This is a genomic window from Salmonella sp. SAL00672 (assembly GCF_046552175.1).
Classification (GTDB): Bacteria; Pseudomonadota; Gammaproteobacteria; order Enterobacterales; family Enterobacteriaceae; genus Salmonella; species Salmonella enterica.
The window spans coordinates 64,549-87,492 of the sequence record NZ_JBGDUQ010000007.1; the positions used below are offsets into that span (position 1 = coordinate 64,549).

General features: G+C 56.1%; 19 protein-coding genes. 16 read left to right on the plus strand and 3 right to left on the minus strand.

The genetic code is table 11. The annotated features are described in order from the left end of the window. Nucleotides 1-115 precede the first annotated feature (115 nt). The 10 genes from iscR to sseB all read left to right on the plus strand — a co-directional run bounded on the left by iscR (nucleotide 116) and on the right by sseB (nucleotide 8,310). The gene (iscR, locus tag ACLJTG_RS16945) at nucleotides 116-610 is read left to right on the plus strand and encodes a Fe-S cluster assembly transcriptional regulator IscR (protein ID WP_001241346.1); all 495 of its coding nucleotides are present in this window, start codon (nucleotides 116-118) and stop codon (nucleotides 608-610) included. Between the two features lie 180 nt (nucleotides 611-790). Then, on the plus strand, nucleotides 791-2,005 hold the full coding sequence (iscS, locus tag ACLJTG_RS16950; RefSeq protein ID WP_000775263.1) for a cysteine desulfurase: 1,215 nt from the start codon (nucleotides 791-793) through the stop codon (nucleotides 2,003-2,005). A gap of 27 nt (nucleotides 2,006-2,032) precedes the next feature. After that, complete coding sequence (gene iscU, locus ACLJTG_RS16955; protein ID WP_000331704.1) at nucleotides 2,033-2,419, plus strand: Fe-S cluster assembly scaffold IscU; 387 nt, start codon at nucleotides 2,033-2,035, stop codon at nucleotides 2,417-2,419. A gap of 28 nt (nucleotides 2,420-2,447) precedes the next feature. Continuing rightward, complete coding sequence (gene iscA, locus ACLJTG_RS16960; protein WP_000028952.1) at nucleotides 2,448-2,771, plus strand: iron-sulfur cluster assembly protein IscA; 324 nt, start codon at nucleotides 2,448-2,450, stop codon at nucleotides 2,769-2,771. A 195-nt stretch (nucleotides 2,772-2,966) separates the two neighbouring features. Further along, on the plus strand, nucleotides 2,967-3,482 hold the full coding sequence (gene hscB, locus ACLJTG_RS16965) for a co-chaperone HscB (protein ID WP_079899147.1): 516 nt from the start codon (nucleotides 2,967-2,969) through the stop codon (nucleotides 3,480-3,482). Nucleotides 3,483-3,494: 12 nt separating this feature from the next. Beyond that, entirely contained in the window at nucleotides 3,495-5,345 is a 1,851-nt protein-coding gene (gene hscA / locus ACLJTG_RS16970) for a Fe-S protein assembly chaperone HscA (protein WP_001196653.1), read from the plus strand. A gap of 1 nt (nucleotide 5,346) precedes the next feature. Then, nucleotides 5,347-5,682, plus strand: coding sequence for an ISC system 2Fe-2S type ferredoxin (fdx, locus tag ACLJTG_RS16975; protein ID WP_001124466.1), 336 nt, complete (start codon nucleotides 5,347-5,349; stop codon nucleotides 5,680-5,682). A gap of 11 nt (nucleotides 5,683-5,693) precedes the next feature. After that, on the plus strand, nucleotides 5,694-5,894 hold the full coding sequence (gene iscX, locus ACLJTG_RS16980) for a Fe-S cluster assembly protein IscX (RefSeq protein ID WP_000523621.1): 201 nt from the start codon (nucleotides 5,694-5,696) through the stop codon (nucleotides 5,892-5,894). A gap of 246 nt (nucleotides 5,895-6,140) precedes the next feature. Then, on the plus strand, nucleotides 6,141-7,424 hold the full coding sequence (gene pepB / locus ACLJTG_RS16985) for an aminopeptidase PepB (protein WP_000133541.1): 1,284 nt from the start codon (nucleotides 6,141-6,143) through the stop codon (nucleotides 7,422-7,424). Nucleotides 7,425-7,533: 109 nt separating this feature from the next. Continuing rightward, nucleotides 7,534-8,310, plus strand: coding sequence for an enhanced serine sensitivity protein SseB (sseB, locus tag ACLJTG_RS16990; protein ID WP_001533245.1), 777 nt, complete (start codon nucleotides 7,534-7,536; stop codon nucleotides 8,308-8,310). A 36-nt stretch (nucleotides 8,311-8,346) separates the two neighbouring features. Here the strand turns inward: sseB and timP are convergent, their stop codons facing one another. The 3 genes from timP to sseA form a co-directional block, all read right to left on the minus strand. Continuing rightward, nucleotides 8,347-8,463 (minus strand): small toxic inner membrane protein TimP, encoded by a 117-nt coding sequence (timP, locus tag ACLJTG_RS16995; protein ID WP_242617172.1) that lies wholly within the window; start codon nucleotides 8,461-8,463, stop codon nucleotides 8,347-8,349. 415 nt (nucleotides 8,464-8,878) lie between these two features. Continuing rightward, on the minus strand, nucleotides 8,879-9,547 hold the full coding sequence (locus ACLJTG_RS17000) for a DUF5066 family protein (protein ID WP_000355342.1): 669 nt from the start codon (nucleotides 9,545-9,547) through the stop codon (nucleotides 8,879-8,881). Between the two features lie 246 nt (nucleotides 9,548-9,793). Next, nucleotides 9,794-10,636 (minus strand): 3-mercaptopyruvate sulfurtransferase, encoded by an 843-nt coding sequence (gene sseA / locus ACLJTG_RS17005; RefSeq protein WP_000205241.1) that lies wholly within the window; start codon nucleotides 10,634-10,636, stop codon nucleotides 9,794-9,796. Nucleotides 10,637-10,844: 208 nt separating this feature from the next. Between sseA and ACLJTG_RS17010 the strand changes: the two genes are divergently transcribed. The 6 genes from ACLJTG_RS17010 to ACLJTG_RS17035 all read left to right on the plus strand — a co-directional run bounded on the left by ACLJTG_RS17010 (nucleotide 10,845) and on the right by ACLJTG_RS17035 (nucleotide 22,920). Next, nucleotides 10,845-15,779 (plus strand): alpha-2-macroglobulin family protein, encoded by a 4,935-nt coding sequence (locus ACLJTG_RS17010; RefSeq protein WP_410959024.1) that lies wholly within the window; start codon nucleotides 10,845-10,847, stop codon nucleotides 15,777-15,779. After that, nucleotides 15,780-18,095 (plus strand): peptidoglycan glycosyltransferase PbpC, encoded by a 2,316-nt coding sequence (gene pbpC, locus ACLJTG_RS17015; RefSeq protein ID WP_410959026.1) that lies wholly within the window; start codon nucleotides 15,780-15,782, stop codon nucleotides 18,093-18,095. Between the two features lie 155 nt (nucleotides 18,096-18,250). Continuing rightward, nucleotides 18,251-20,629 carry a DmsA/YnfE/YnfF family dimethyl sulfoxide reductase gene (locus ACLJTG_RS17020; RefSeq protein ID WP_023227903.1) on the plus strand — a complete coding sequence of 793 codons (2,379 nt, stop codon included), beginning with the start codon at nucleotides 18,251-18,253 and terminating at the stop codon, nucleotides 20,627-20,629. After that, nucleotides 20,626-21,255, plus strand: coding sequence for a DMSO/selenate family reductase complex B subunit (locus ACLJTG_RS17025; protein WP_079951446.1), 630 nt, complete (start codon nucleotides 20,626-20,628; stop codon nucleotides 21,253-21,255). The genes ACLJTG_RS17020 and ACLJTG_RS17025 overlap by 4 nt, the downstream gene beginning before the upstream one ends. Then, nucleotides 21,248-22,057 (plus strand): dimethyl sulfoxide reductase anchor subunit family protein, encoded by an 810-nt coding sequence (locus ACLJTG_RS17030; RefSeq protein ID WP_079951447.1) that lies wholly within the window; start codon nucleotides 21,248-21,250, stop codon nucleotides 22,055-22,057. Before ACLJTG_RS17025 ends, ACLJTG_RS17030 begins: the two co-directional genes overlap by 8 nt. Continuing rightward, nucleotides 22,057-22,920 (plus strand): 4Fe-4S binding protein, encoded by an 864-nt coding sequence (locus ACLJTG_RS17035; protein ID WP_079951448.1) that lies wholly within the window; start codon nucleotides 22,057-22,059, stop codon nucleotides 22,918-22,920. The genes ACLJTG_RS17030 and ACLJTG_RS17035 overlap by 1 nt, the downstream gene beginning before the upstream one ends. Nucleotides 22,921-22,944 lie beyond the last annotated feature (24 nt).

Below are 22,944 nucleotides of genomic sequence, written 5' to 3' on the forward strand. Positions count from 1 at the left end.
CTCAAGTAAATAGTTGACCAAATTACTCGGGAATGTCAGACTTGTCCCTGCTATGCAATACCCCATTTTACAATAAAAAACCCCGGGCAGGGGCGAGTTTGAGGTTAAGTAAGACATGAGACTGACATCTAAAGGGCGTTATGCCGTGACCGCAATGTTAGACGTTGCGCTCAACTCCGAAGCGGGCCCGGTACCGTTGGCTGATATTTCTGAACGTCAGGGGATTTCCCTTTCTTATCTGGAACAGCTATTTTCCCGTTTACGTAAAAACGGTCTGGTTTCCAGCGTACGCGGGCCGGGCGGCGGTTATCTGCTGGGTAAAGATGCTGGCAGTATCGCGGTCGGCGAAGTGATCAGCGCGGTTGATGAATCCGTTGACGCGACCCGTTGCCAGGGCAAAGGCGGCTGCCAGGGCGGCGATAAATGCCTGACCCATGCGCTGTGGCGTGATTTAAGCGATCGTCTGACCGGTTTTCTCAACAATATTACTTTAGGCGAGCTGGTGAATAACCAGGAAGTTCTGGATGTGTCTGGTCGCCAGCACACGCATGACGCGCCGCGCGCCAGCGGTCGTGCGCAGGACGCTATCGACGTTAAATTACGCGCTTAATTAAAATATTACGCCATCTCTTCTGGCGGCCTCATGCGGTGAATGCCGCGGTCGTCTGAAGGATGAAGCGTAAAAAAGAATTCAGAATCAGGCCGGGACGCGGACGTCCCGTCAACACGGTCGTACATCCAGCCGGTTGCCTGATTCCTTGCATTGAGTGATGTACGGAGTTTAAGAGCAATGAAATTACCGATTTATCTCGACTACTCCGCAACCACGCCGGTGGACCCGCGTGTTGCCGAGAAAATGATGCAGTTTCTGACCCTGGACGGAACCTTTGGGAACCCGGCGTCTCGTTCACACCGTTTTGGCTGGCAGGCTGAAGAAGCCGTCGATATCGCCCGCAACCAGATTGCTGAACTGGTCGGCGCCGACCCGCGTGAAATCGTCTTTACCTCAGGGGCGACGGAGTCCGATAACCTGGCGATCAAAGGCGCTGCCAACTTTTATCAGAAAAAAGGCAAGCACATCATCACCAGCAAGACCGAGCACAAAGCGGTGCTGGACACCTGCCGTCAGCTTGAGCGCGAAGGGTTTGAAGTGACCTACCTGGCGCCCCAGCGCAACGGCATCATCGATCTCAACGAGCTCGAAGCAGCGATGCGTGACGACACCATTCTGGTTTCCATCATGCACGTGAACAACGAAATCGGCGTGGTGCAGGATATCGCGACCATCGGCGAAATGTGCCGCGCGCGCGGTATCATCTACCACGTTGACGCCACCCAGAGCGTGGGCAAACTGCCTATCGACCTGAGCCAACTGAAAGTGGATCTGATGTCCTTCTCCGGTCATAAAATTTATGGTCCGAAAGGCATTGGCGCGCTGTATGTGCGTCGTAAGCCGCGTATTCGCATTGAAGCGCAGATGCATGGCGGCGGGCACGAGCGCGGTATGCGCTCTGGTACTCTGCCTGTCCACCAGATCGTCGGCATGGGCGAAGCTTACCGTATCGCGAAAGAAGAGATGGAGACCGAAATGGCCCGTCTGCGCGGTCTGCGTAACCGTCTGTGGAACGGCATCAAAGATATTGAAGAAGTTTACCTGAACGGCGACCTTGAGCAGGGCGCGCCAAACATTCTCAACGTGAGCTTTAACTACGTTGAAGGCGAGTCGCTGATCATGGCGCTGAAAGACCTGGCTGTCTCTTCCGGTTCCGCCTGCACCTCCGCCAGTCTGGAACCGTCCTACGTGCTGCGCGCGTTGGGCATGAATGACGAGCTGGCGCATAGCTCTATCCGTTTCTCTTTAGGTCGTTTTACCACTGAAGAAGAGATCGACTACACCATTGATCTGGTACGTAAATCCATTGGCCGTCTGCGTGACCTTTCTCCACTGTGGGAAATGTACAAGCAGGGTGTGGATCTGAACAGCATCGAATGGGCACATCATTAATCGGTATCGGAATCAGGAGAATTTATAATGGCTTACAGCGAAAAAGTAATCGATCACTATGAGAACCCGCGTAACGTAGGGTCGTTTGACAACAACGACGATAACGTGGGAAGCGGCATGGTTGGCGCTCCGGCCTGCGGCGACGTTATGAAGTTGCAGATTAAAGTTAACGATGAAGGTATCATTGAAGACGCGCGCTTCAAGACTTACGGCTGCGGTTCCGCTATCGCCTCCAGTTCTCTGGTAACGGAGTGGGTGAAAGGGAAATCCCTGGACGAAGCGCAGGCGATTAAAAACACCGACATTGCAGACGAACTGGAGCTGCCGCCGGTGAAAATTCACTGCTCTATTCTGGCGGAAGACGCGATTAAAGCCGCTATTGCGGATTACAAAAGCAAACGCGAAGCGAAATAAAATAGAACGTTAACATTGAGGTTTTGTTATGTCGATTACACTTAGCGACAGTGCAGCAGCGCGAGTTAATACCTTCCTGGCCAACCGTGGTAAAGGGTTTGGTCTGCGTCTGGGCGTGAGAACCTCCGGCTGCTCAGGTATGGCTTATGTACTGGAATTTGTTGACGAGCCAACGGCGGAAGACACCGTGTTTGAAGACAAAGGCGTTAAGGTAGTGGTTGACGGCAAGAGCCTGCAATTTCTGGACGGTACACAGCTGGACTTCGTAAAAGAAGGTCTGAACGAAGGGTTTAAATTCTCCAACCCGAATGTGAAAGATGAGTGTGGTTGCGGCGAAAGCTTCCACGTGTAACCGTGTTCCGCTGTTATACCGAGCATTCGTGCTGCAGAAAAGCGGCAAGCGAGTGAATCCCCAGGCGCTTACTTGAGTAAATGACTGGGGGAACCCGCGCAGACAACGCATCTGCGGCGCGAAGTAAGAAGGTATAACCCCACCGTGGTCGCCTGCGTGTGGGGTTTGTTCTGACAGGCTATCCCTGAGAATGTTATGGATTACTTCACCCTCTTTGGCTTACCAGCCCGTTATCAGATTGACACCCAGGCGCTGAGCCTTCGTTTTCAGGATCTGCAACGCCAGTATCACCCTGACAAATTTGCCAACGGCACCCAGGCGCAGCAGCTTGCCGCCGTCCAGCAATCCGCCACGATCAACCTGGCCTGGCAAACGCTGCGTCACCCTTTGACGCGCGCGGAGTATCTGCTTTCCTTACACGGGTTCGATCTGGCCAGCGAGCAACATACGGTACGCGACACCGCGTTTCTGATGGAACAACTCACGCTTCGCGAAGAGCTGGACGATATCGAACAATCAAAAGACGACGCGCGGCTGGAAAGCTTCATCAAACGCGTACAAAAGATGTTTGATGCTCGTCTTCAGCAAATGGTGGAACAGTTGGACAACGCCGCGTGGGACGCGGCGGCGGATACGGTGCGCAAACTGCGGTTTCTCGATAAACTGCGAAGCAGCGCAGAACAACTCGAAGAAAAGCTGCTCGATTTTTAACTGGAATCTAACATGGCCTTATTACAAATTAGTGAGCCTGGTCTGAGCGCCGCGCCGCATCAGCGTCGTCTGGCGGCGGGCATCGACTTAGGCACTACCAACTCTCTGGTTGCGACGGTTCGCAGCGGCCAGGCGGAAACTCTGCCTGACCACGAAGGGCGCCACCTGTTGCCTTCAGTGGTTCACTATCAGCAGCAGGGCCATACGGTCGGTTACGCTGCGCGTGACAATGCCGCGCAGGATACGGCCAACACTATCAGCTCTGTGAAACGCATGATGGGACGCTCGCTGGCGGATATCCAGGCGCGCTATCCGCATCTGCCTTACCGGTTTAAGGCAAGCGTTAATGGGCTGCCGATGATTGACACGGCGGCTGGATTGCTCAATCCGGTGCGCGTATCGGCTGATATTCTCAAAGCGCTGGCCGCGCGGGCTAGCGAATCGCTCTCCGGCGAGCTGGATGGCGTGGTGATTACCGTTCCCGCCTATTTCGATGATGCCCAACGTCAGGGAACGAAAGACGCCGCGCGGCTGGCAGGCCTGCATGTGCTGCGCCTGCTCAACGAACCGACGGCGGCGGCGATTGCCTACGGTCTGGACTCAGGCAAAGAAGGCGTTATTGCTGTTTACGATCTCGGCGGCGGTACCTTCGATATCTCTATTTTACGCCTGAGCCGCGGGGTGTTTGAAGTGCTGGCGACGGGCGGTGATTCTGCGCTCGGCGGCGACGACTTTGACCATCTGCTGGCGGACTATATTCGTGAGCAGGCGGGAATTGCCGATCGTAGCGACAATCGCGTTCAGCGCGAACTGCTGGATGCCGCGATTGCGGCGAAAATCGCCTTAAGCGATGCCGATACCGTTCGCGTTAACGTTGCGGGCTGGCAGGGGGAGATCACTCGCGAGCAGTTTAACGATCTCATTTCCGCGCTGGTTAAGCGCACGCTATTGGCCTGCCGTCGCGCATTGAAAGATGCCGGCGTTGAGCCCCAGGACGTTCTGGAAGTGGTCATGGTCGGCGGTTCGACCCGTGTACCGCTGGTGCGTGAGCGGGTGGGCGAATTTTTTGGCCGCACGCCGTTAACCGCTATTGACCCGGATAAAGTGGTCGCTATTGGCGCAGCGATTCAGGCCGATATTCTGGTCGGCAACAAGCCGGACAGCGAAATGCTGCTGCTGGACGTGATTCCACTCTCTCTTGGGCTGGAAACGATGGGCGGCCTGGTGGAAAAAGTCATTCCGCGCAACACCACTATCCCGGTGGCGCGCGCGCAGGATTTCACCACCTTCAAAGACGGCCAGACCGCGATGTCTATCCATGTGATGCAGGGCGAACGCGAACTGGTGCAGGACTGCCGCTCGCTGGCGCGCTTTGCGCTGCGCGGGATTCCGCCGCTGCCGGCGGGCGGGGCGCATATTCGCGTGACCTTCCAGGTAGACGCCGATGGCCTGTTGAGCGTCACCGCAATGGAAAAATCCACCGGCGTCGAGGCCTCCATTCAGGTCAAACCTTCCTATGGCCTGACCGATGGCGAAATCGCCTCGATGATCAAGGATTCCATGAGTTTTGCCGAGCAGGACGTGAAAGCGCGTATGCTGGCGGAGCAAAAAGTCGAAGCCGCGCGCGTGCTGGAAAGTTTGACCGGCGCGCTAACTGCCGACGCCGCGCTGTTAAGCGCCGCAGAACGTCAATGCATTGATGATGCCGCCGCACATTTAAGCGCGGTCGCACAAGGCGATGATGTTGACGCCATAGAACAAGCCATTAAAAACGTAGATAAACAAACCCAGGAATTTGCCGCTCGCCGCATGGACCAGTCGGTTCGTCGCGCGTTGAAAGGCCATTCCGTAGACGAGGTTTAACATGCCGAAGATTGTTATTCTGCCTCATCAGGATCTTTGTCCGGATGGCGCAGTTCTGGAAGCTGAGACCGGTGAAACCATTCTTGACGTTGCGCTGCGCAACGGCATCGAGATTGAACACGCCTGTGAGAAATCGTGCGCCTGCACCACCTGTCACTGTATTGTACGTGAAGGCTTCGACTCCTTGCCGGAAAGTTCGGAAGAAGAAGACGATATGCTGGATAAAGCGTGGGGGCTGGAGCCGGAAAGTCGACTGAGCTGCCAGGCCCGCGTTACCGACGACGATCTGGTTATCGAAATTCCACGTTACACAATCAACCATGCGCGTGAGCATTAACAGAGGGTAGTATGGGACTCAAGTGGACCGATAGCCGCGAGATCGGCGAAGCGTTATACGACGCATATCCTGATGTCGATCCTAAAACCGTTCGTTTCACCGATCTGCATCAGTGGATCTGCGAACTGGACGATTTTGACGACGACCCTAACGCATCCAATGAAAAAATTCTGGAGGCGATTCTGCTAGTCTGGTTGGATGAAGCAGAGTAATTTTTGCGTCATGATCCTCGCCGCAGGTGCGTTGGCTACGTTCGCTCACCCCAGTCACATAGTTTGCTATGCTCCCGGGGATGATGAGGGACATCCTTGTCCCTCACCAGAGGCAGCCTTTGGCTGTGCAAATTCGTTCCCGACGAATTTGTCGCTCACTTGCCGCCTTCCTGCAACGCGAATCATTTAGCAAAAGATCTAACGGGCTGCCCTACGGCGGCCCGTTTGCTAATAAGGAAAATAACAATGACAGAAGCCATGAAAATTACGCTTTCCACGCAGCCTGCCGATGCGCGCTGGGGCGATAAAGCCACTTACAGTATTAATAACGACGGTATTACCTTGCATCTTAACGGTAAAGACGATCTGGGATTGATCCAGCGTGCGGCGCGTAAAATCGACGGCCTGGGAATAAAACAGGTCGCGCTGACAGGCGAAGGATGGGATACCGAGCGTTGTTGGGCATTCTGGGCGGGTTACAAAGGACCAAAAGGCGTCCGTACCGTAATGTGGCCGGATTTAGACGATGCCCAACGTCAGGAGCTGGATAACCGCCTGACCATTATTGACTGGGTGCGCGACACCATTAATGCTCCGGCGGAAGAGCTTGGGCCGGAGCAACTGGCGCAGCGCGCAGTGGATCTGCTGTGCAGCGTCGCGTGCGATAGCGTCACTTACCGTATCACCAAAGGCGAAGATCTGCGCGAGCAGAACTATATGGGGTTGCATACCGTAGGCCGTGGTTCTGAGCGTCCGCCGGTGCTGCTGGCGCTGGATTACAACCCGACGGGAGACAAAGATGCGCCGGTTTATGCCTGCCTGGTCGGTAAAGGTATCACCTTTGACTCCGGCGGCTACAGTATCAAACAAAGCGCTTTTATGGACTCAATGAAATCCGATATGGGCGGCGCGGCGACAGTAACGGGCGCGCTGGCGTTCGCCATTACCCGTGGGTTGAATAAACGCGTAAAACTGTTCCTGTGCTGCGCCGATAATCTGATCAGCGGCAATGCGTTTAAACTGGGCGATATTATTCGCTACCGTAATGGTAAGAATGTCGAAGTCATGAATACCGATGCGGAGGGGCGACTGGTACTGGCGGATGGCCTGATTGACGCCAGCGCGCAACACCCGCAGCTAATCATTGATATGGCGACGTTAACCGGCGCGGCGAAAACAGCGCTGGGTAACGACTACCATGCGCTATTCAGTTTTGACGATACGCTGGCGGGGCGCTTGTTGACCAGCGCGGCGCAAGAAAATGAACCGTTCTGGCGTCTGCCGCTGGCGGAGTTCCACCGTAACCAGCTGCCGTCTAACTTTGCGGAACTGAACAACACCGGCAGCGCGGCTTATCCCGCCGGGGCAAGCACCGCCGCGGGTTTTTTGTCGCACTTTGTTGAAAATTACCGCGAAGGCTGGCTGCACATTGACTGTTCCGCCACTTATCGCAAAGCGCCGGTTGAGCAGTGGGCTGCCGGGGCAACCGGTCTGGGTGTGCGCACCATCGCGAATTTGCTGACCGCCTGAACGGTGTTTTTGTAGGCCGGGTAAGCGAAGCGCCACCCGGCATTTTGCCTGATGGCGACGCCGTGCGTCTTATCAGGCCTACAACCCATATACATAATTTGTGATTCCTATGTCCGAAACTAAAAATGAATTAGAAATCTTGCTGGAGAAAGCGGCGACTGAGCCCGCGCATCGTCCGGCATTTTTCCGTACCTTACTGGAGTCCACCGTCTGGGTGCCGGGCAGCGCTGCCGAAGGCGAGGCGATTGTGGAAGACAGCGCTCTGGATTTGCAGCACTGGGAAAAAGAAGACGGCACGACCGTCATTCCCTTCTTTACTTCTCTGGAGGCGCTGCAGCAGGCCGTGGAAGACGAACAGGCGTTTGTGGTGATGCCGGCGCGCACGCTGTTTGAAATGACGCTTGGCGAAACGCTATTCCTCAACGCTAAATTGCCGACCGGCAAAGAGTTTATGCCGCGTGAAATCAGCCTGCTTCTCGCTGAGGAAGGCAGTCCGTTAAGTACGCAGGAAGTGCTGGAAGGCGGCGAGTCGCTTATTCTATCCGAAGTGGCCGAGCCGCCGTCGCAGATGATTGATTCCCTCACTACGCTGTTTAAAACCATCAAACCGGTGAAACGCGCGTTTCTCTGCGCGATTAAAGAACATGCGGACGCCCAACCCAATCTGCTGATTGGCATTGAGGCTGACGGCGAAATTGAAGAGATCATTCACGCAGCGGGCAATGTGGCGACCGACACGTTACCGGGTGACGAACCGATCGATATTTGTCAGGTGAGGAAGGGCGAGCAGGGTATCAGCCACTTTATCACCGAGCATATCGCGCCGTTCTACGAGCGCCGCTGGGGCGGGTTCCTGCGCGATTTTAAACAGAACCGCATCATCTGAAGAAAAGAAAGCCGCCCAACAGGGCGGCCTCCTGGCTTACCTGCTCTGGACGTTGAGCGTTACGGGAACAGAATTACCTGGGTAGCTTCTGTCTGCGTGAAGACACAACGTGCCAGAAACAAGAAGCACGACACAAAAGCATCGTACCTTCATGTTGCGGTCCTTGCGAAGACCGCATCACGGCAGCACCGCTGGCGATAATGCCGTGATAGCAGGCACTACGGTGTGCCTGCGCTTACGGCCATGGGTTATCCTCTCCTGAAGCCAGCGCCCGTTTGCGAGACGGCGGAAAGGGCCGGGAAAGATAATACCTCAAATATTGAATAGTTTCCCGGTAAATCATATTGACATTTGCTCCCTTAAAAGGGAGTATTAATCCCCTACGGTGTGCCTGCGTTGCTATGGCAACAAAGCCTGCTGGAAAGGCCGCGAACCGGACCAGCACAAAAAAACCGCTCAATTGAGCGGTTTTTTTGTGGCCTGCTTAAACAGAATTTATGTAGATTCGCTTTAAATCAGCCTGAACGGTAGGCCGGATAAGCGTGAGCGCCACCCGACATCATGTCGATTAATCGACGAGCGCGTCCAGTTTTGCCCAAAACGCCTCATGATAATCCTCCAGGTCAAGTAAAGCGGCATCGCGTTGTTCATTCATTTTTTGCTGTGCCTTCCATTGCGGAAGATGTAAATCCTCTTCGGTAAAGCCAATGTCTTTAGCGCCCGAAATAATATTATAGAGATATTCCACCAGGGAAGACTCCGCCAGCCAGAATTCATTACGTTCCATGCGGGCAATAGGGTATTCGCCGTTGGCATCCCGTTCTGTGATATAGATAAAAATGGCCTGATCGCCGACATGATCGATACGAATTAATGCCGGAAGACGGGGATCGTTACTCCAGACAGGCATCAGATCTTCAATATCAATACCTGAGCTATCCATGCCAACGCCGTAATACGCCTCTTCATCAGGGGAGTAAGAATGAATTACTCCCTCGTTATCAATAGATTTTTGTAATGTTTCAATCACAGGCATATTATAATTGCTCAGGAGATCGCGGTCGTAGGCCAGTAGCGCCTTCAGGCTTTCAGGTAACTCAGTGGTTTCCGTATTTTGCGGATCGCGATACTTACGCACTCGCAGACGACTTATTTCCTCGGCAGACATAGGAGTAGGTACCTTATTACGGTTAACCTTTTTAACCAACTCAATTAAATTAGTGAGTGAAATATCCATTTTCCATCCTTAAAAAATTATATTTACAGGAGTTATTTTCCGGTGAAAACAAAAACAGCGGTAATGATACTCCTTATACCGGACGTAAAGTATTTACCGATAAAAAATAGGATTTTATTAAGAGAAAATAATGCCCGTTTGCAGGACAGCGGAAAAGAGCGGAATAAAAACAATGTCTGTAGATCGTTTTACATCAGCCTGAACGGTAGGCCGGATAAGCGTGAGCGCCATCCGGCATGGCGGATATTAAGCGGGTTCAACCGGTAAATCGGTACGCGCGCCCCATTCGCTCCACGCGCCGTCGTAAAGCGTGACGTCAGGCACATCCAGCGTGGCGAGCGCCAGCACCACGACCGCGGCCGTCACGCCGGAACCGCAGCTGGCGATAATCGGTCTGTCGAAACTCACGCCGTGGCTGAAAAAAACCTCATTCAGTTCGTCAGTGGTCTTTAATTCGCCCTCATACACCAGTTCCGTCCACGGGACGTTTAGCGCGCCAGGAATGTGTCCGCGCCTCAGTCCCGGACGCGGTTCATCAGCCTGAGCGTTAAAACGCGCCGCCGGACGCGCGTCAACGATTTGCGCGGTTTTTTCATGACTTGCCAGCAATACGTCGGTGAGACGCACCACGGCTTGCGGCGCGAATTTCGCCTCAAACTCGCCTCCTTCATGCGCTTCCTCGCCTTCGCGCAATAGCCATTCGTCGCGCTGCCAGCCCGCCAGTCCGCCCGCCAGAATGGACACTTTCTCGGCACCGAACGTGCGCAGCATCCACCATGCCCGCGGAGCGGAGAACAGATTGCCTTCATCGTATATGACCAGGTGTTTATCCTGACGAACACCCAGTTCACGCATGGCTACCGCAAACGCTTCCGGGCGCGGCATCATATGCGGCAACGGCGATGCGCGATCGGAGAGCGCTTCAATATCAAAAAACAGCGCACCGGGAATATGTCCGGCGCGATATTCGCCCGCCATATCACGATGTTCCTGTCCTGGCGGCGCCATACGGGCGTCAAGAATCTGTATTTCCGGATCATCAATATGTTCGGCAAGCCAGTCGGCGGCGACAAAAAAGGCGGTGGTCATGGGCATCTCCATTGTTACCTGATTATGGTCAAATTGTCGGACGTTTCCCGAAAAGGGACAAGTAGAAGAGGCTGTTTTGGCTGGCGAAACCACATTTCTGCGTAAAATTTTCGCATCATCACAGTAATACGGACTTACACAATAAAATTTCTCGCGCATAATATCTCATCAACCGTTGCTGACAGGCCGTTAAGGCCAGGGATGAAAGATGAAACATTTACGCGTGGTGGCCTGCATGATCATGCTGGCGCTGGCGGGATGCGATAACAACGATAAAACCGCCCCGACGACTAAAAGCGAAGCGCCAGCCGTAGCGCAGCCCTCGCCCGCGCAAGACCCGGCACAGCTACAAAAGCTGGCGCAGCAAAGCCAGGGCAAAGCGCTCACGCTATTAGACGCCTCCGAAGCGCAGCTTGACGGCGCGGCGACGCTGGTGCTGACGTTTTCAATTCCTTTAGATCCTGAACAGGATTTCTCCCGTGTGGTTCACGTGGTTGATAAGAAAAGCGGCAGCGTTGACGGCGCATGGGAGCTGGCGCCAAATTTAAAAGAGCTAAGGTTACGTCATCTGGAACCTGAGCGCGTGCTGGTGGTCACGGTTGATCCCGCCGTTAAGGCGCTGAATAACGCCACCTTCGGCAAGTCTTATGAAAAAACGATTACCACGCGTGATGTCCAGCCCAGCGTCGGCTTTGCCAGCCGGGGATCGCTGCTACCGGGGAAAATCGCGGAAGGACTGCCGGTCATGGCGCTTAACGTCAACCACGTTGATGTGAACTTTTTCCGCGTTAAGCCCGGATCGCTGGCGTCATTTGTCAGCCAGTGGGAGTACCGTAGTTCTCTCTCTAACTGGGAGTCCGACAATCTGCTGAAAATGGCGGATCTGGTTTATACCGGTCGTTTTGATCTTAATCCGGCGCGCAATACGCGTGAGAAACTGCTGCTGCCATTAAGCGATATTAAGCCGCTGCAACAGGCGGGCGTATATGTGGCGGTAATGAATCAGGCTGGACACTACAACTATAGTAATGCCGCTACGTTGTTTACCCTTAGCGATATCGGCGTGTCCGCGCACCGTTACCATAATCGGCTGGATATCTTTACGCAAAGCCTGGAAAACGGCGCGGCGCAGTCGGGAATTGAGATCGTTCTTCTGAATGATAAAGGTCAGACGCTGGCGCAGGCGACGAGCGACGCGCAGGGACATGTACAACTGGAGGCTGATAAAGCGGCGGCGCTATTACTGGCGCGTAAAGAGGAGCAGACCACGCTGCTCGATCTCACGCTTCCGGCTCTGGATCTGTCGGAATTTAATGTCGCTGGCGCGCCCGGCTACAGCAAGCAGTTCTTTATGTTCGGCCCGCGCGATCTCTACCGCCCGGGCGAAACGGTTATCCTCAACGGATTACTGCGCGATAGCGACGGTAAAACGCTGCCCGATCAACCCGTTAAGCTGGAAGTGGTAAAACCAGACGGACAGGTGATGCGTACCGTCGTCAGCCAGGCGGAAAACGGGCTATACCGTTTGAATTATCCGCTGGATATCAACGCGCCGACCGGCTTGTGGCATGTCCGCGCCAACACCGGCGATAATTTGCTGCGGAGTTGGGATTTCCACGTGGAAGACTTTATGCCGGAGCGGATGGCGCTCAACCTGACGGCGCAAAAAACACCGCTGGCGCCTGCGGATGAGGTGAAATTCTCCGTTGTCGGCTATTACTTGTATGGCGCGCCTGCTAACGGCAATACCCTGCAAGGGCAACTTTTCCTGCGTCCGCTGCGCGACGCTGTCGCGGCGTTGCCTGGCTTCCAGTTCGGCAATATTGCTGAAGAGAATCTTTCGCGCAGCCTGGACGAAGTTCAACTGACGTTGGATAAAGGCGGACGTGGTGAAGTGAGTGCTGCCAGCCAGTGGCAAGAAGCGCATTCGCCGCTGCAGGTAATTCTACAGGCCAGCCTGCTGGAGTCTGGCGGTCGTCCGGTCACTCGTCGCGTAGAGCAGGCGATTTGGCCTGCCGATACGTTACCGGGAATTCGTCCACAGTTCGCCGCCAAAGCGGTATACGACTACCGTACGGATACCACCGTTAATCAACCGATTGTCGACGAAGACAGCAACGCCGCATTCGATATTGTTTACGCCAACGCGCAGGGCGAGAAAAAAGCGGTGTCCGGTTTACAGGTGCGGCTCATCCGCGAGCGTCGCGACTATTACTGGAACTGGTCGGAAAGCGAAGGCTGGCAGTCGCAGTTTGATCAAAAAGATCTGGTGGAGGGTGAGCAGACGCTGGATCTGAACGCGGATGAAACCGGAAAAGTCAGCTTCCCGGTGGAATGGGGCGCGTACCGTCTGGAGGTCAAAGCGCCGAATGAGACGGTCAGCAGCGTTCGTTTCTGGGCCGGCTATAGCTGGCAGGATAACAGCGACGGTAGCGGCGCGGCGCGTCCGGATCGCGTCACCCTCAAACTGGATAAAGCGAATTATCGTCCAGGCGACACCATGAAATTGCATATCGCCGCGCCGGTCGCCGGTAAAGGTTATGCGATGGTGGAATCCAGCGACGGTCCGCTGTGGTGGCAGGCGATCGATGTGCCGGCGCAGGGGCTGGAGCTCACGATTCCGGTGGATAAAACCTGGAATCGCCACGATCTCTATCTCAGTACGCTGGTGGTGCGTCCCGGCGATAAATCTCGTTCCGCGACGCCAAAACGCGCCGTGGGGTTACTACACCTACCGCTGGGGGATGAAAACCGCCGCCTCGATCTGGCGCTGGAAAGCCCGGCTAAAATGCGCCCGAATCAGCCGCTCACCGTCAGGGTGAAAGCCAGCGTTAAACACGGCGAAATGCCAAAACAGATCAACGTGCTGGTCTCCGCGGTCGATAGCGGCGTATTGAATATCACCGATTACGCGACGCCGGACCCGTGGCAGGCGTTCTTCGGTCAAAAACGCTACGGTGCGGATATCTACGATATTTACGGCCAGGTCATTGAAGGGCAGGGGCGGCTGGCGGCGTTGCGTTTTGGCGGCGATGGCGACGACCTTAAGCGCGGCGGAAAACCGCCGGTAAACCATGTCAATATCATCGCGCAGCAGGCGCAGCCGATCACGCTCAATGAGCAGGGCGAAGGGGTCGTAACGCTGCCGATTGGCGACTTTAACGGCGAACTGCGGGTTATGGCGCAGGCATGGACAGCGGACGATTTTGGTCGCGGCGAAAGCAAAGTCGTTGTCGCCGCGCCAGTGATTGCCGAGCTGAATATGCCGCGTTTTCTGGCGGGAGGGGATGTTTCGCGACTGGTGCTGGACGTCACCAATCTGACCGACCGCCCGCAGACGCTGAATATTGCGCTCGCCGCCAGTGGGTTACTGGAACTGCTTAGCCAGCAGCCGCAACCGGTCAACCTGGCGCCGGGCGTGCGCACTACCTTATTCGTTCCGGTACGCGCGCTGGAAGGTTTTGGCGAAGGCGAAATCCAGGCGACCATTAGCGGTCTGAATCTGCCGGGAGAAACCCTCGACGCGCAGCATAAGCAGTGGCAAATCGGCGTGCGTCCGGCCTGGTCTGCCCAAACGGTAAATAGCGGCATTGCGCTGGCGCCGGGAGAGAGCTGGCATGTACCAGAGCAGCATCTGGCAAACGTCTCGCCAGCCACGTTACAGGGACAACTGCTGTTAAGCGGAAAACCGCCGCTCAATCTGGCGCGCTACATTCGCGAGCTGAAAGCATATCCGTACGGGTGCCTGGAACAAACCACCAGCGGGTTATTCCCGGCGCTGTATACCAATGCCGCTCAATTGCAGTCGCTCGGTATTACCGGCGATAGCGATGAAAAACGGCGCGCCGCGGTGGATATCGGCATCTCCCGCATACTACAGATGCAGCGTGATAACGGCGGTTTTGCGCTATGGGATGAAAATGGGGCGGAAGAGCCCTGGCTAACGGCCTACGCAATGGATTTCCTCATTCGCGCGGGCGAGCAGGGATATAGCGTCCCGCCGGAGGCCATTAACCGGGGCAATGAGCGACTGCTGCGCTATCTGCAGGATCCCGGCACGATGCTGATTCGTTATAGCGATAATACCCAGGCCAGTACTTTTGCCGCTCAGGCTTACGCCGCGCTGGTACTGGCGCGTCAGCAGAAAGCGCCGCTCGGCGCGCTGCGCGAAATCTGGGAGCGCCGTAGTCAGGCGGCTTCAGGACTGCCGCTGATGCAATTGGGCATCGCGTTAAACACGATGGGCGATGCCAGACGCGGCGAAGAGGCCATTACGCTGGCTCTGAATACGCCGCGTCAGGACGAACGGCAATGGATAGCGGATTACGGCAGTTCTCTGCGCGATAACGCTCTGATGTTGTCGCTACTGGAAGAGAACAACCTCAGACCGGACGTGCAAAACGCGCTATTAAGCTCGCTTTCTGAGCAGGCCTTCGGTCAGCGTTGGCTCTCTACCCAGGAGAACAATGCCTTGTTCCTCGCCGCGCATTCGCGACAGGCCAGCGCGGGCGCCTGGCAGGCGCAGACCTCGTTAGAGGCGCAGCCGCTGTCGGGCGACAAGGCGCTGACCCGTAATCTGGATGCTGACCAGTTGGGCGCCTTTGAGGTGACGAACACCGGTAGCCAGCCGCTATGGCTGCGTCTGGATAGCAGCGGCTATCCCTCATCTGCGCCTGAGCCTGCCAGCAACGTTTTGCAGATTGAACGACAAATACTGGGGACCGATGGTCAGCGCAAATCGCTGTCCTCGTTGCGTAGCGGCGAACTGGTGCTGGTCTGGTTAACGGTAGTGGCCGATCGCAATGTGCCGGATGCGCTGGTGGTGGACCTGCTCCCGGCCGGGCTGGAGCTGGAAAACCAGAATCTGGCTGACAGCAGCGCCAGCCTGCCGGAGAGCGGTAGCGAAGTGCAAAATCTGCTTAATCAGATGCAGCAGGCGGATATTCAGTATATGGAATTCCGCGACGATCGGTTTGTGGCTGCCGTCGTTGTCAATGAGGGCCAGCCCGTGACGCTGGTCTACCTGGCGCGCGCGGTAACGCCGGGGACGTACCAGCTTGCGCAACCGCAGGTGGAATCGATGTACGCGCCTCAGTGGCGGGCAACCGGCGCGAGCGAGGGGCTGCTGATTGTGACGCCTTAAATGAACGGTTGGCGTGGTAAACGTGGCCGCTGGCTGTGGCTGGCGGGCGCGCCGCTTTTTATTTTCCTGGCGTTATGGGCAGCGGATAAACTCTGGCCGCTGCCGCTCAATGAGGTCCATCCTGCGCGGGTCGTGGTAGCCCATGACGGTACGCCGCTGTGGCGCTTTGCCGACGCCGGGGGGATCTGGCGCTATCCGGTGACGATTGAAGAGGTCTCTCCCCGCTACCTGGAGGCCTTAATCAATTACGAAGATCGCTGGTTCTGGCGGCACCCTGGCGTTAACCCTTTCTCCGTCGCGCGCGCGGCATGGCAGGATCTTACCGCCGGGCGCGTTATTTCCGGCGGCAGTACGCTGACTATGCAGGTGGCGAGACTGCTGGACCCGCATTCGCGCACGTTCGGCGGTAAAATCCGCCAGCTTTGGCGCGCCCTCCAGCTTGAATGGCATTTGTCCAAGCGCGATATCCTGACGCTGTACCTGAACCGCGCGCCGTTCGGCGGCACGCTACAGGGTATTGGCGCTGCAAGCTGGGCCTACTTCGGCAAGCCGCCCGCGCGCCTGAGCTACGCTGACGCGGCGCTGCTGGCCGTATTGCCGCAGGCGCCGAGCCGGTTACGCCCCGACCGCTGGCCTGCGAGAGCCGAAGCGGCACGAAATAAAGTGCTGGATCGGATGGCGGCGCAGGGCGTCTGGCCTGCCGAAACGGTACGCGAGTCGCGTGAAGAACCGGTCTGGCTGGCGCCGCGTCAAATGCCGCAACTGGCGCCGCTTTTTGCCCGAATGATGTTGAGTAAAAGCCAGAACGACAAAATTGTGACCACGCTGGACGCCGGATTGCAGCGGCAACTGGAAGATCTGGCGCGGGCATGGAAAGGGCGGCTGCCTGCACGCAGTTCGTTGGCGATGATCGTCGTCGATCATACCGATATGAGCGTGCGCGGCTGGGTCGGATCGGTAGACCTTAATGACGACAGCCGTTTTGGTCATGTCGACATGGTAACGGCGATCCGATCGCCGGGATCGGTACTCAAACCCTTTGTGTATGGTCTGGCGCTGGATGACGGCTTGATCCATCCCGCATCATTATTACAGGACGTTCCGCGCCGCACCGGAGATTACCGCCCGGGAAACTTCGACAGCGGATTTCACGGCCCGGTCAGCATGAGCGACGCGCTGGTACGCTCGCTGAATCTGCCTGCCGTTCAGGTACTTGAAGCCTATGGGCCGAAACGATTTGCGGCAAAACTGCGTAACGTCGGCCTGCCGCTATATTTGCCTGCTGGCGCGGCGCCCAATCTTTCGCTGATTCTGGGCGGCGCGGGCGCGCGGCTTGACGAGATGGCGGCGGCATACAGCGCGTTCGCTCGTCATGGGAAAGCGGCGAAACTACGGTTACAGCCGGACGATCCGCTGTCGGAAAGACCATTAATGTCGCCGGGAGCGGCGTGGATCATTCGGCGGATTATGGCGGATGAAGCGCAACCCTTACCGGATAATGCGCTGCCGCGCATTGTGCCGTTGGCATGGAAAACCGGCACCAGCTACGGCTATCGCGATGCGTGGGCTATTGGCGTTAACGCGCGCTATATCATCGGCATCTGGACAGGCAGACCCGACGGCACGCCTGTGGTGGGGCAATTTGGTTTTGCCAGCGCGGTGCCATTGCTTAATCAGGTCAATAATCTGTTACTGGCGCATACGGGACGCCTGCCGGAAGATCCGCGTCCGCAGGCGGTAAGCCGCGGCGTCATTTGCTGGCCGGGCGGACAGACTCTGCCTGCCGGAGACAGCAACTGTCGCCGCCGCCTGGCGACATGGCTTCTCGATGACAGCCAGCCGCCCACGCTGCTGTTACCTGAGCAGGAAGACATCAACGGTATTCGTTTCCCGGTCTGGCTGGATGATACGGGGCAGCGTGTCGCTGCCGACTGTCCGCTGGCGCGTGCGCATACGTTTATCGTCTGGCCGCGGCCGCTGGAGCCGTGGCTGCCGCCTGCGGAAAGACGTAGCGCCCGCTTGCCCGCGGCGTCCGACCACTGTCCGCCGCTAAAGGGCAGTGATGCCGCGCCGTTAATGCTGTCAGGAGTGAGGGATGGCGCGGTGATCAGGCAATTGCCAGGCCAGGAAAACGTTACGCTGCCCGTCTCGACTACCGGCGGTAAAGGGCGTCGCTGGTGGTTTTTAAATGGCGAACCTGTTAATGGCGAAAATAATCGCCTTTCTTTATTACTCAATATCGCTGGACGTTATCAACTTGTCGTAATGGATGAGTCCGGTCAGGTTGCAGCGGTTAATTTTGAATTAATACGTTAACAACTCTTCAGAATAAATTATGAATTTCATTTAATTTAAAGTTAATGAGAATTATTAATTTTTCCGGAATTACCCTTAATGAGGGAGCTTGATAAATATCAAGAGAACCAGCGCATAAAAACGTGAGAATGGGTTTTTATTTGACGAGTCGGATCATGAAAAATATAAAAAGCCAGGGAAATGGCGAACAGCCCGCTATTTCTCGCCGCCACTTTATCCAGGCCAGCTCCGCGCTTATTGCGTTACCGTTTGTCTCCTCGCCAGCTACCGCTCAGGCGCGCGCTGTGACGGCAACTGAAAACAGGCCTGCGGAAAAAGTCGTTCAGACATGCAGCACTTTTGACTGCGGGGGCAAATGCGATATTCGGGCGCATGTTAGTGACGGTATCGTGACGCGAATTTCAACGCGACCGGATAATGCGCTGGATGCGCAAATGCCGGTGATGCGTGCCTGTGTTCGTGGACGCGCATACCGTAAATTTGTTTATCATCCTGACAGACTTAAATATCCCATGAAGCGCGTAGGAAAACGCGGTGAAGGAAAATTTGAGCGAATTTCCTGGGATGAAGCGACAACCTTAATCGCCGATAATTTAAAATCGATTACTGAAAAATATGGCCCGGCTTCGCGCTATGTTCATGTTGGTACCGCCGTTTCCGGCGGCACCTTTTCCGGCGATAAAATGGCACGTCGCCTGTTGAATCTGACCGGCGGATATCTCGAAAGCTACCATTCTGTGAGTATGGGCAACACGGCGGCCGCGACGCCTTATACTTACGGCATTGCCGCCAGCGGCAGTTCACTGGATACGCTTTTGGACACCAAACTGGTGATTCTGTGGGGCCATAACCCGACGGAGACCATTTTTGGTCATACCAACTATTTCTTGCAGAAGATGAAGCAGAACGGTACGCGGTTTATCGTGGTTGATCCGCGCTATTCCGACACCGTTTCGTCGCTGGCGGATCAGTGGATCCCGCTGCTGCCCACCACCGACAATGCGCTGATGGACGCGATGATGTACGTCATCATCAGCGAGAATCTGCACGATCGCGCATTTATTGCGCGTTACGCTATCGGTTTTGATGAAGACTCAATGCCGGAAGGCGTACCGGCTAACGAATCGCTGGTGGCGTATCTGACCGGCGCCAAAGACGGTGTCGTTAAGTCCCCCGAGTGGGCGGAAAAGATCACCCATGTGCCGGCGCAAACCATTCGCCAGTTAGCGCGTGATTACGCGAATACCAAACCCGCCGCGTTGATTCAGGGGTGGGGACCACAGCGCCACAACTGCGGCGAGCGCACCGCGCGCGGTTCGACTCTACTGGCGACCATTACCGGTAATGTCGGCATCAAAGGCGGTTGGGCTGCGGGTTACGGCGGCTGCGCTAACCGTAAATTCGCCGCGGGTCCGGAGATGCCGGATAACCCGGTAAAAGCCAAAATTTCGGTGATGAACTGGGTGCAGGCCGCAGACGACGCCAGCAAAGTGACGCCGGATATGGGGCTGAAAGATGCCGATAAGCTGGACAGTAACATCCGTATTCTGTTCTCGCTGGCCGGGAACTATCTGGCGAATCAGAACCCCGATCTGCACCAGGCGGTACGCGTACTGGAGGATGAATCAAAGATCCAGTTTATTGTCGCCAGCGATCTGTTTATGACGCCGAGCGCGAAATACGCTGATCTACTGCTGCCGGAAACCAGCTTTATGGAACGCTGGAACATCGGTGAAACCTGGGGCACGGCAAGCTACCTGATACTCTCTGAAAAACTGATTGAGCCTGAATTTGAGCGTCGCTCCGACTACGACTGGCTACGTGAGGTGGCGGCGAAATTAGGCATTGAGAATGAATTTAGCCAGGGGCGCGATGAGAAAGCGTGGATTGAACACATCTGGGAACAGACGCGCCTGGCGATGCCGGACGAAAATCTGCCGGATTTCGCCACGCTGCAAAAGACCCGTCAGCATCTGTTCAAAAGCGCGCCATTTATCGCCTTTGAAGACAATATTCGCGATCCGGAAAATCATCCGTTCCCGACGCCGTCAGGGAAAATAGAGATCTTCTCGAAGCGTCTGTATGACATGCAGCATCCGGAAATCCCGGCGTTATCGCACTACGTTCCCGCGCATGAAGGCCCGGAGGATGCGCTGGCGAAAGATTTTCCGCTCCAGTTAATTACGTGGAAAGGAAAAAACCGCGCCAACTCAACACAATACGCTAACCCGTGGCTGATTGAAGTGCAGCAGCAGACATTGTGGATCAACCCGCAGGATGCGCAAAAGCGCGGCATTACGCATGGCGACATGGTGCGTATTCATAACTCACGCGGGATTTGCGAAATCCCGGCGGAAGTGACGCCGCGCATTATTCCCGGCGTTGTCGCGATGCAGGCTGGCGCCTGGTGGCAGCCGGATGAGAACGGTATTGATAAAGGCGGCTGTGCGAACGTCCTCAGCTCGGCCCGTATTACCGCCCTGGCGAAGGGAAATTCACATCAAACCATGCTGGTGGAGGTGGCTAAAGCATGAGTCAGTTTACACATTACCCGCCGGTGAGCGATAAACAACTGGGGTTTTTCATCGACTCCTCACGCTGCTCCGGTTGTAAAGCCTGCCAGGTGGCCTGCAAAGACAAAAACAATCTGGAAGTAGGCCGTCGTTTCCGCCGCGTCTATGAAGTCAAGGGCGGAAGTTTCATCCCGACCGGGCAGGGCGGGGTCAGCAATAACGTATTTGCTTATACGCTTTCTATTTCCTGCAACCACTGTGCAGACCCTGTCTGCACCAAAAATTGCCCGACTACCGCTATTCATAAACGCCCGGGTGACGGCATTGTGCGCGTTGATACCGACAAATGCGTCGGCTGTGGCTATTGCGCCTGGTCCTGCCCTTACGGCGCGCCGCAGCTTAACGAGCAGACCGGCCAAATGTCCAAGTGCGACATGTGCGTTGATTTACTGGCGAAAGGTGAACCGCCCGTCTGTGTTGCGACCTGTCCGCTGGAGGCCATCAAGTTTGGTCCGATTGATGAACTGCGCGCGAAGTACGGTAGCGTATGCGACGTTAACGGGCTGCCAGATTCATCCATAACCAAACCTAATCTGGTTGTAAAAGCGCATCAGGGCGCAGAAAAAGAGGGTAAACGCCATGCATGAGTTACCGCTGCTGATTTTTACGCTCTGCTTGCAAGGGTCTGTGGGCGTGACTCTGTGGCTGGCGCTGGGCCGTCAGTACGCCGTAGAGGGACGCGTACCTGCGCGCGGCGCGCTTCCCGCGATGGCGGGGGCGTTTGTACTGGCCTGCGTGGGGCTGCTTGCTTCAGCGCTGCACATGGGCTATCCCCTGAATGCGCTAAACGCGTTACGTCATGTCGCCAGTTCGTGGCTGAGTCGCGAAATCGTCTTTGCCAGCCTTTATCTGGCGGCGCTGGGGCTAGGGGTTGTGCTGCTGTTTTTCCGAAAGCCAGGCTGGCAGCCGCTGCTGGCGCTGGCGGCAGCGTTTGGGCTGGTGGATGTATTCTGCATGGCGCAGGTTTATATCCATGCCTCGGTGGCGACCTGGCAGCATAGCAACACGCTGGCGCTGTTCTTTGGCTCGTCAGGCATTATCGGCTCGGTAGTCATTGCGCTGGCTTATCTGCGCAACGCTGGCGCCGCAATGCGCTGCGCTGTGGTGGTGGTCGCACTGATGGTGCTGATTCGCCTGATCATGCAGCCGCTATGGCTGGCGGATATTAATGCGGTGGATACGACGGTAGTCACTTTCCCGCATCATCCGCTACAGGCGCTGGCGCAGTTGCGCGACGTCTATCTTCTCGGCTGGTGTGTCTCAGCGGCGGGAATGCTCTGCTTTGCCGCAGGCGGTCTGCGAAACGCCAGAGGGACTCTGGTGGCGGGCAGCGTATTGCTGCTTCTCGGCGAGATTATGCTGCGCTACGTCTTCTTTAGTATTGGCTGATGGTTAACCTGACGATCGATCCGGCGGTAGACGTGACGCAGGCCTGCGTCCGTCGTCGCTTTCGTTTTTCTTCCTGCCGCGCTTGCGCCGATGTTTGTCCGGCGCAGGCGTTTTCGCTGGCGCAGGGGCAGGTCAGCATAGATACGACGCGCTGCATAGCCTGTGGCGACTGTCTGTTTGTCTGTCCTGTTGACGCCATTATCGGTATCAAACCGGTTAAACGCTTTGTGCAGGGGGATACGTTGGTGGGGCCGTTTTCGCTACAGGCGCCAACGGTCGATGAACTGCTTCTCTGGCACAGCCAGTACGGTATTCGCTTTATTGATATTGCGGTGGAGCGATCGGCGCAGTGGCTGATGGCACTGGCGGGGCTAAATTTAGCGCTGCGCCGCTACGGCGAGCCGGGCTGGTCTTTCAAACACGTTGTCGGCGCGGAGATTAACGCCTCGCGGCGCACTCTGTTTCATGTTCCGCGCGACGCCATTACCCCGTGCGCCGTCGAGCCGGGGAAACGGCGTCTCAGACAGGCGTTTTCCGCGTTCAGCGAATGCGTACCCGAAATCAGTCCGCAAGAGTGCAGGATGTGCGGCGCCTGCTGGCGAAGCTGCCCGGAAAACGTTATCCAGTTTGACGACGACACGCTGACGATAGCGGCGGCGCGTTGTACGGGATGCGGCGGCTGTGCGGCGGTATGTCCGCATCAGGCGCTGCGGCTGCGGTTTGACGTGGAACCCGCCTCAACGCGGCATAGTGCGGTGCATACGCTCACCTGCGACATCTGCAAACGTACTTTCCATGCTCTCACGCCTGAACACACGCACTGCGTGCTGTGTCAGTCCCCTGAGTTTGCTGTGCGCCTTTAACTTTTGTTGCTAATGCTCATTTTA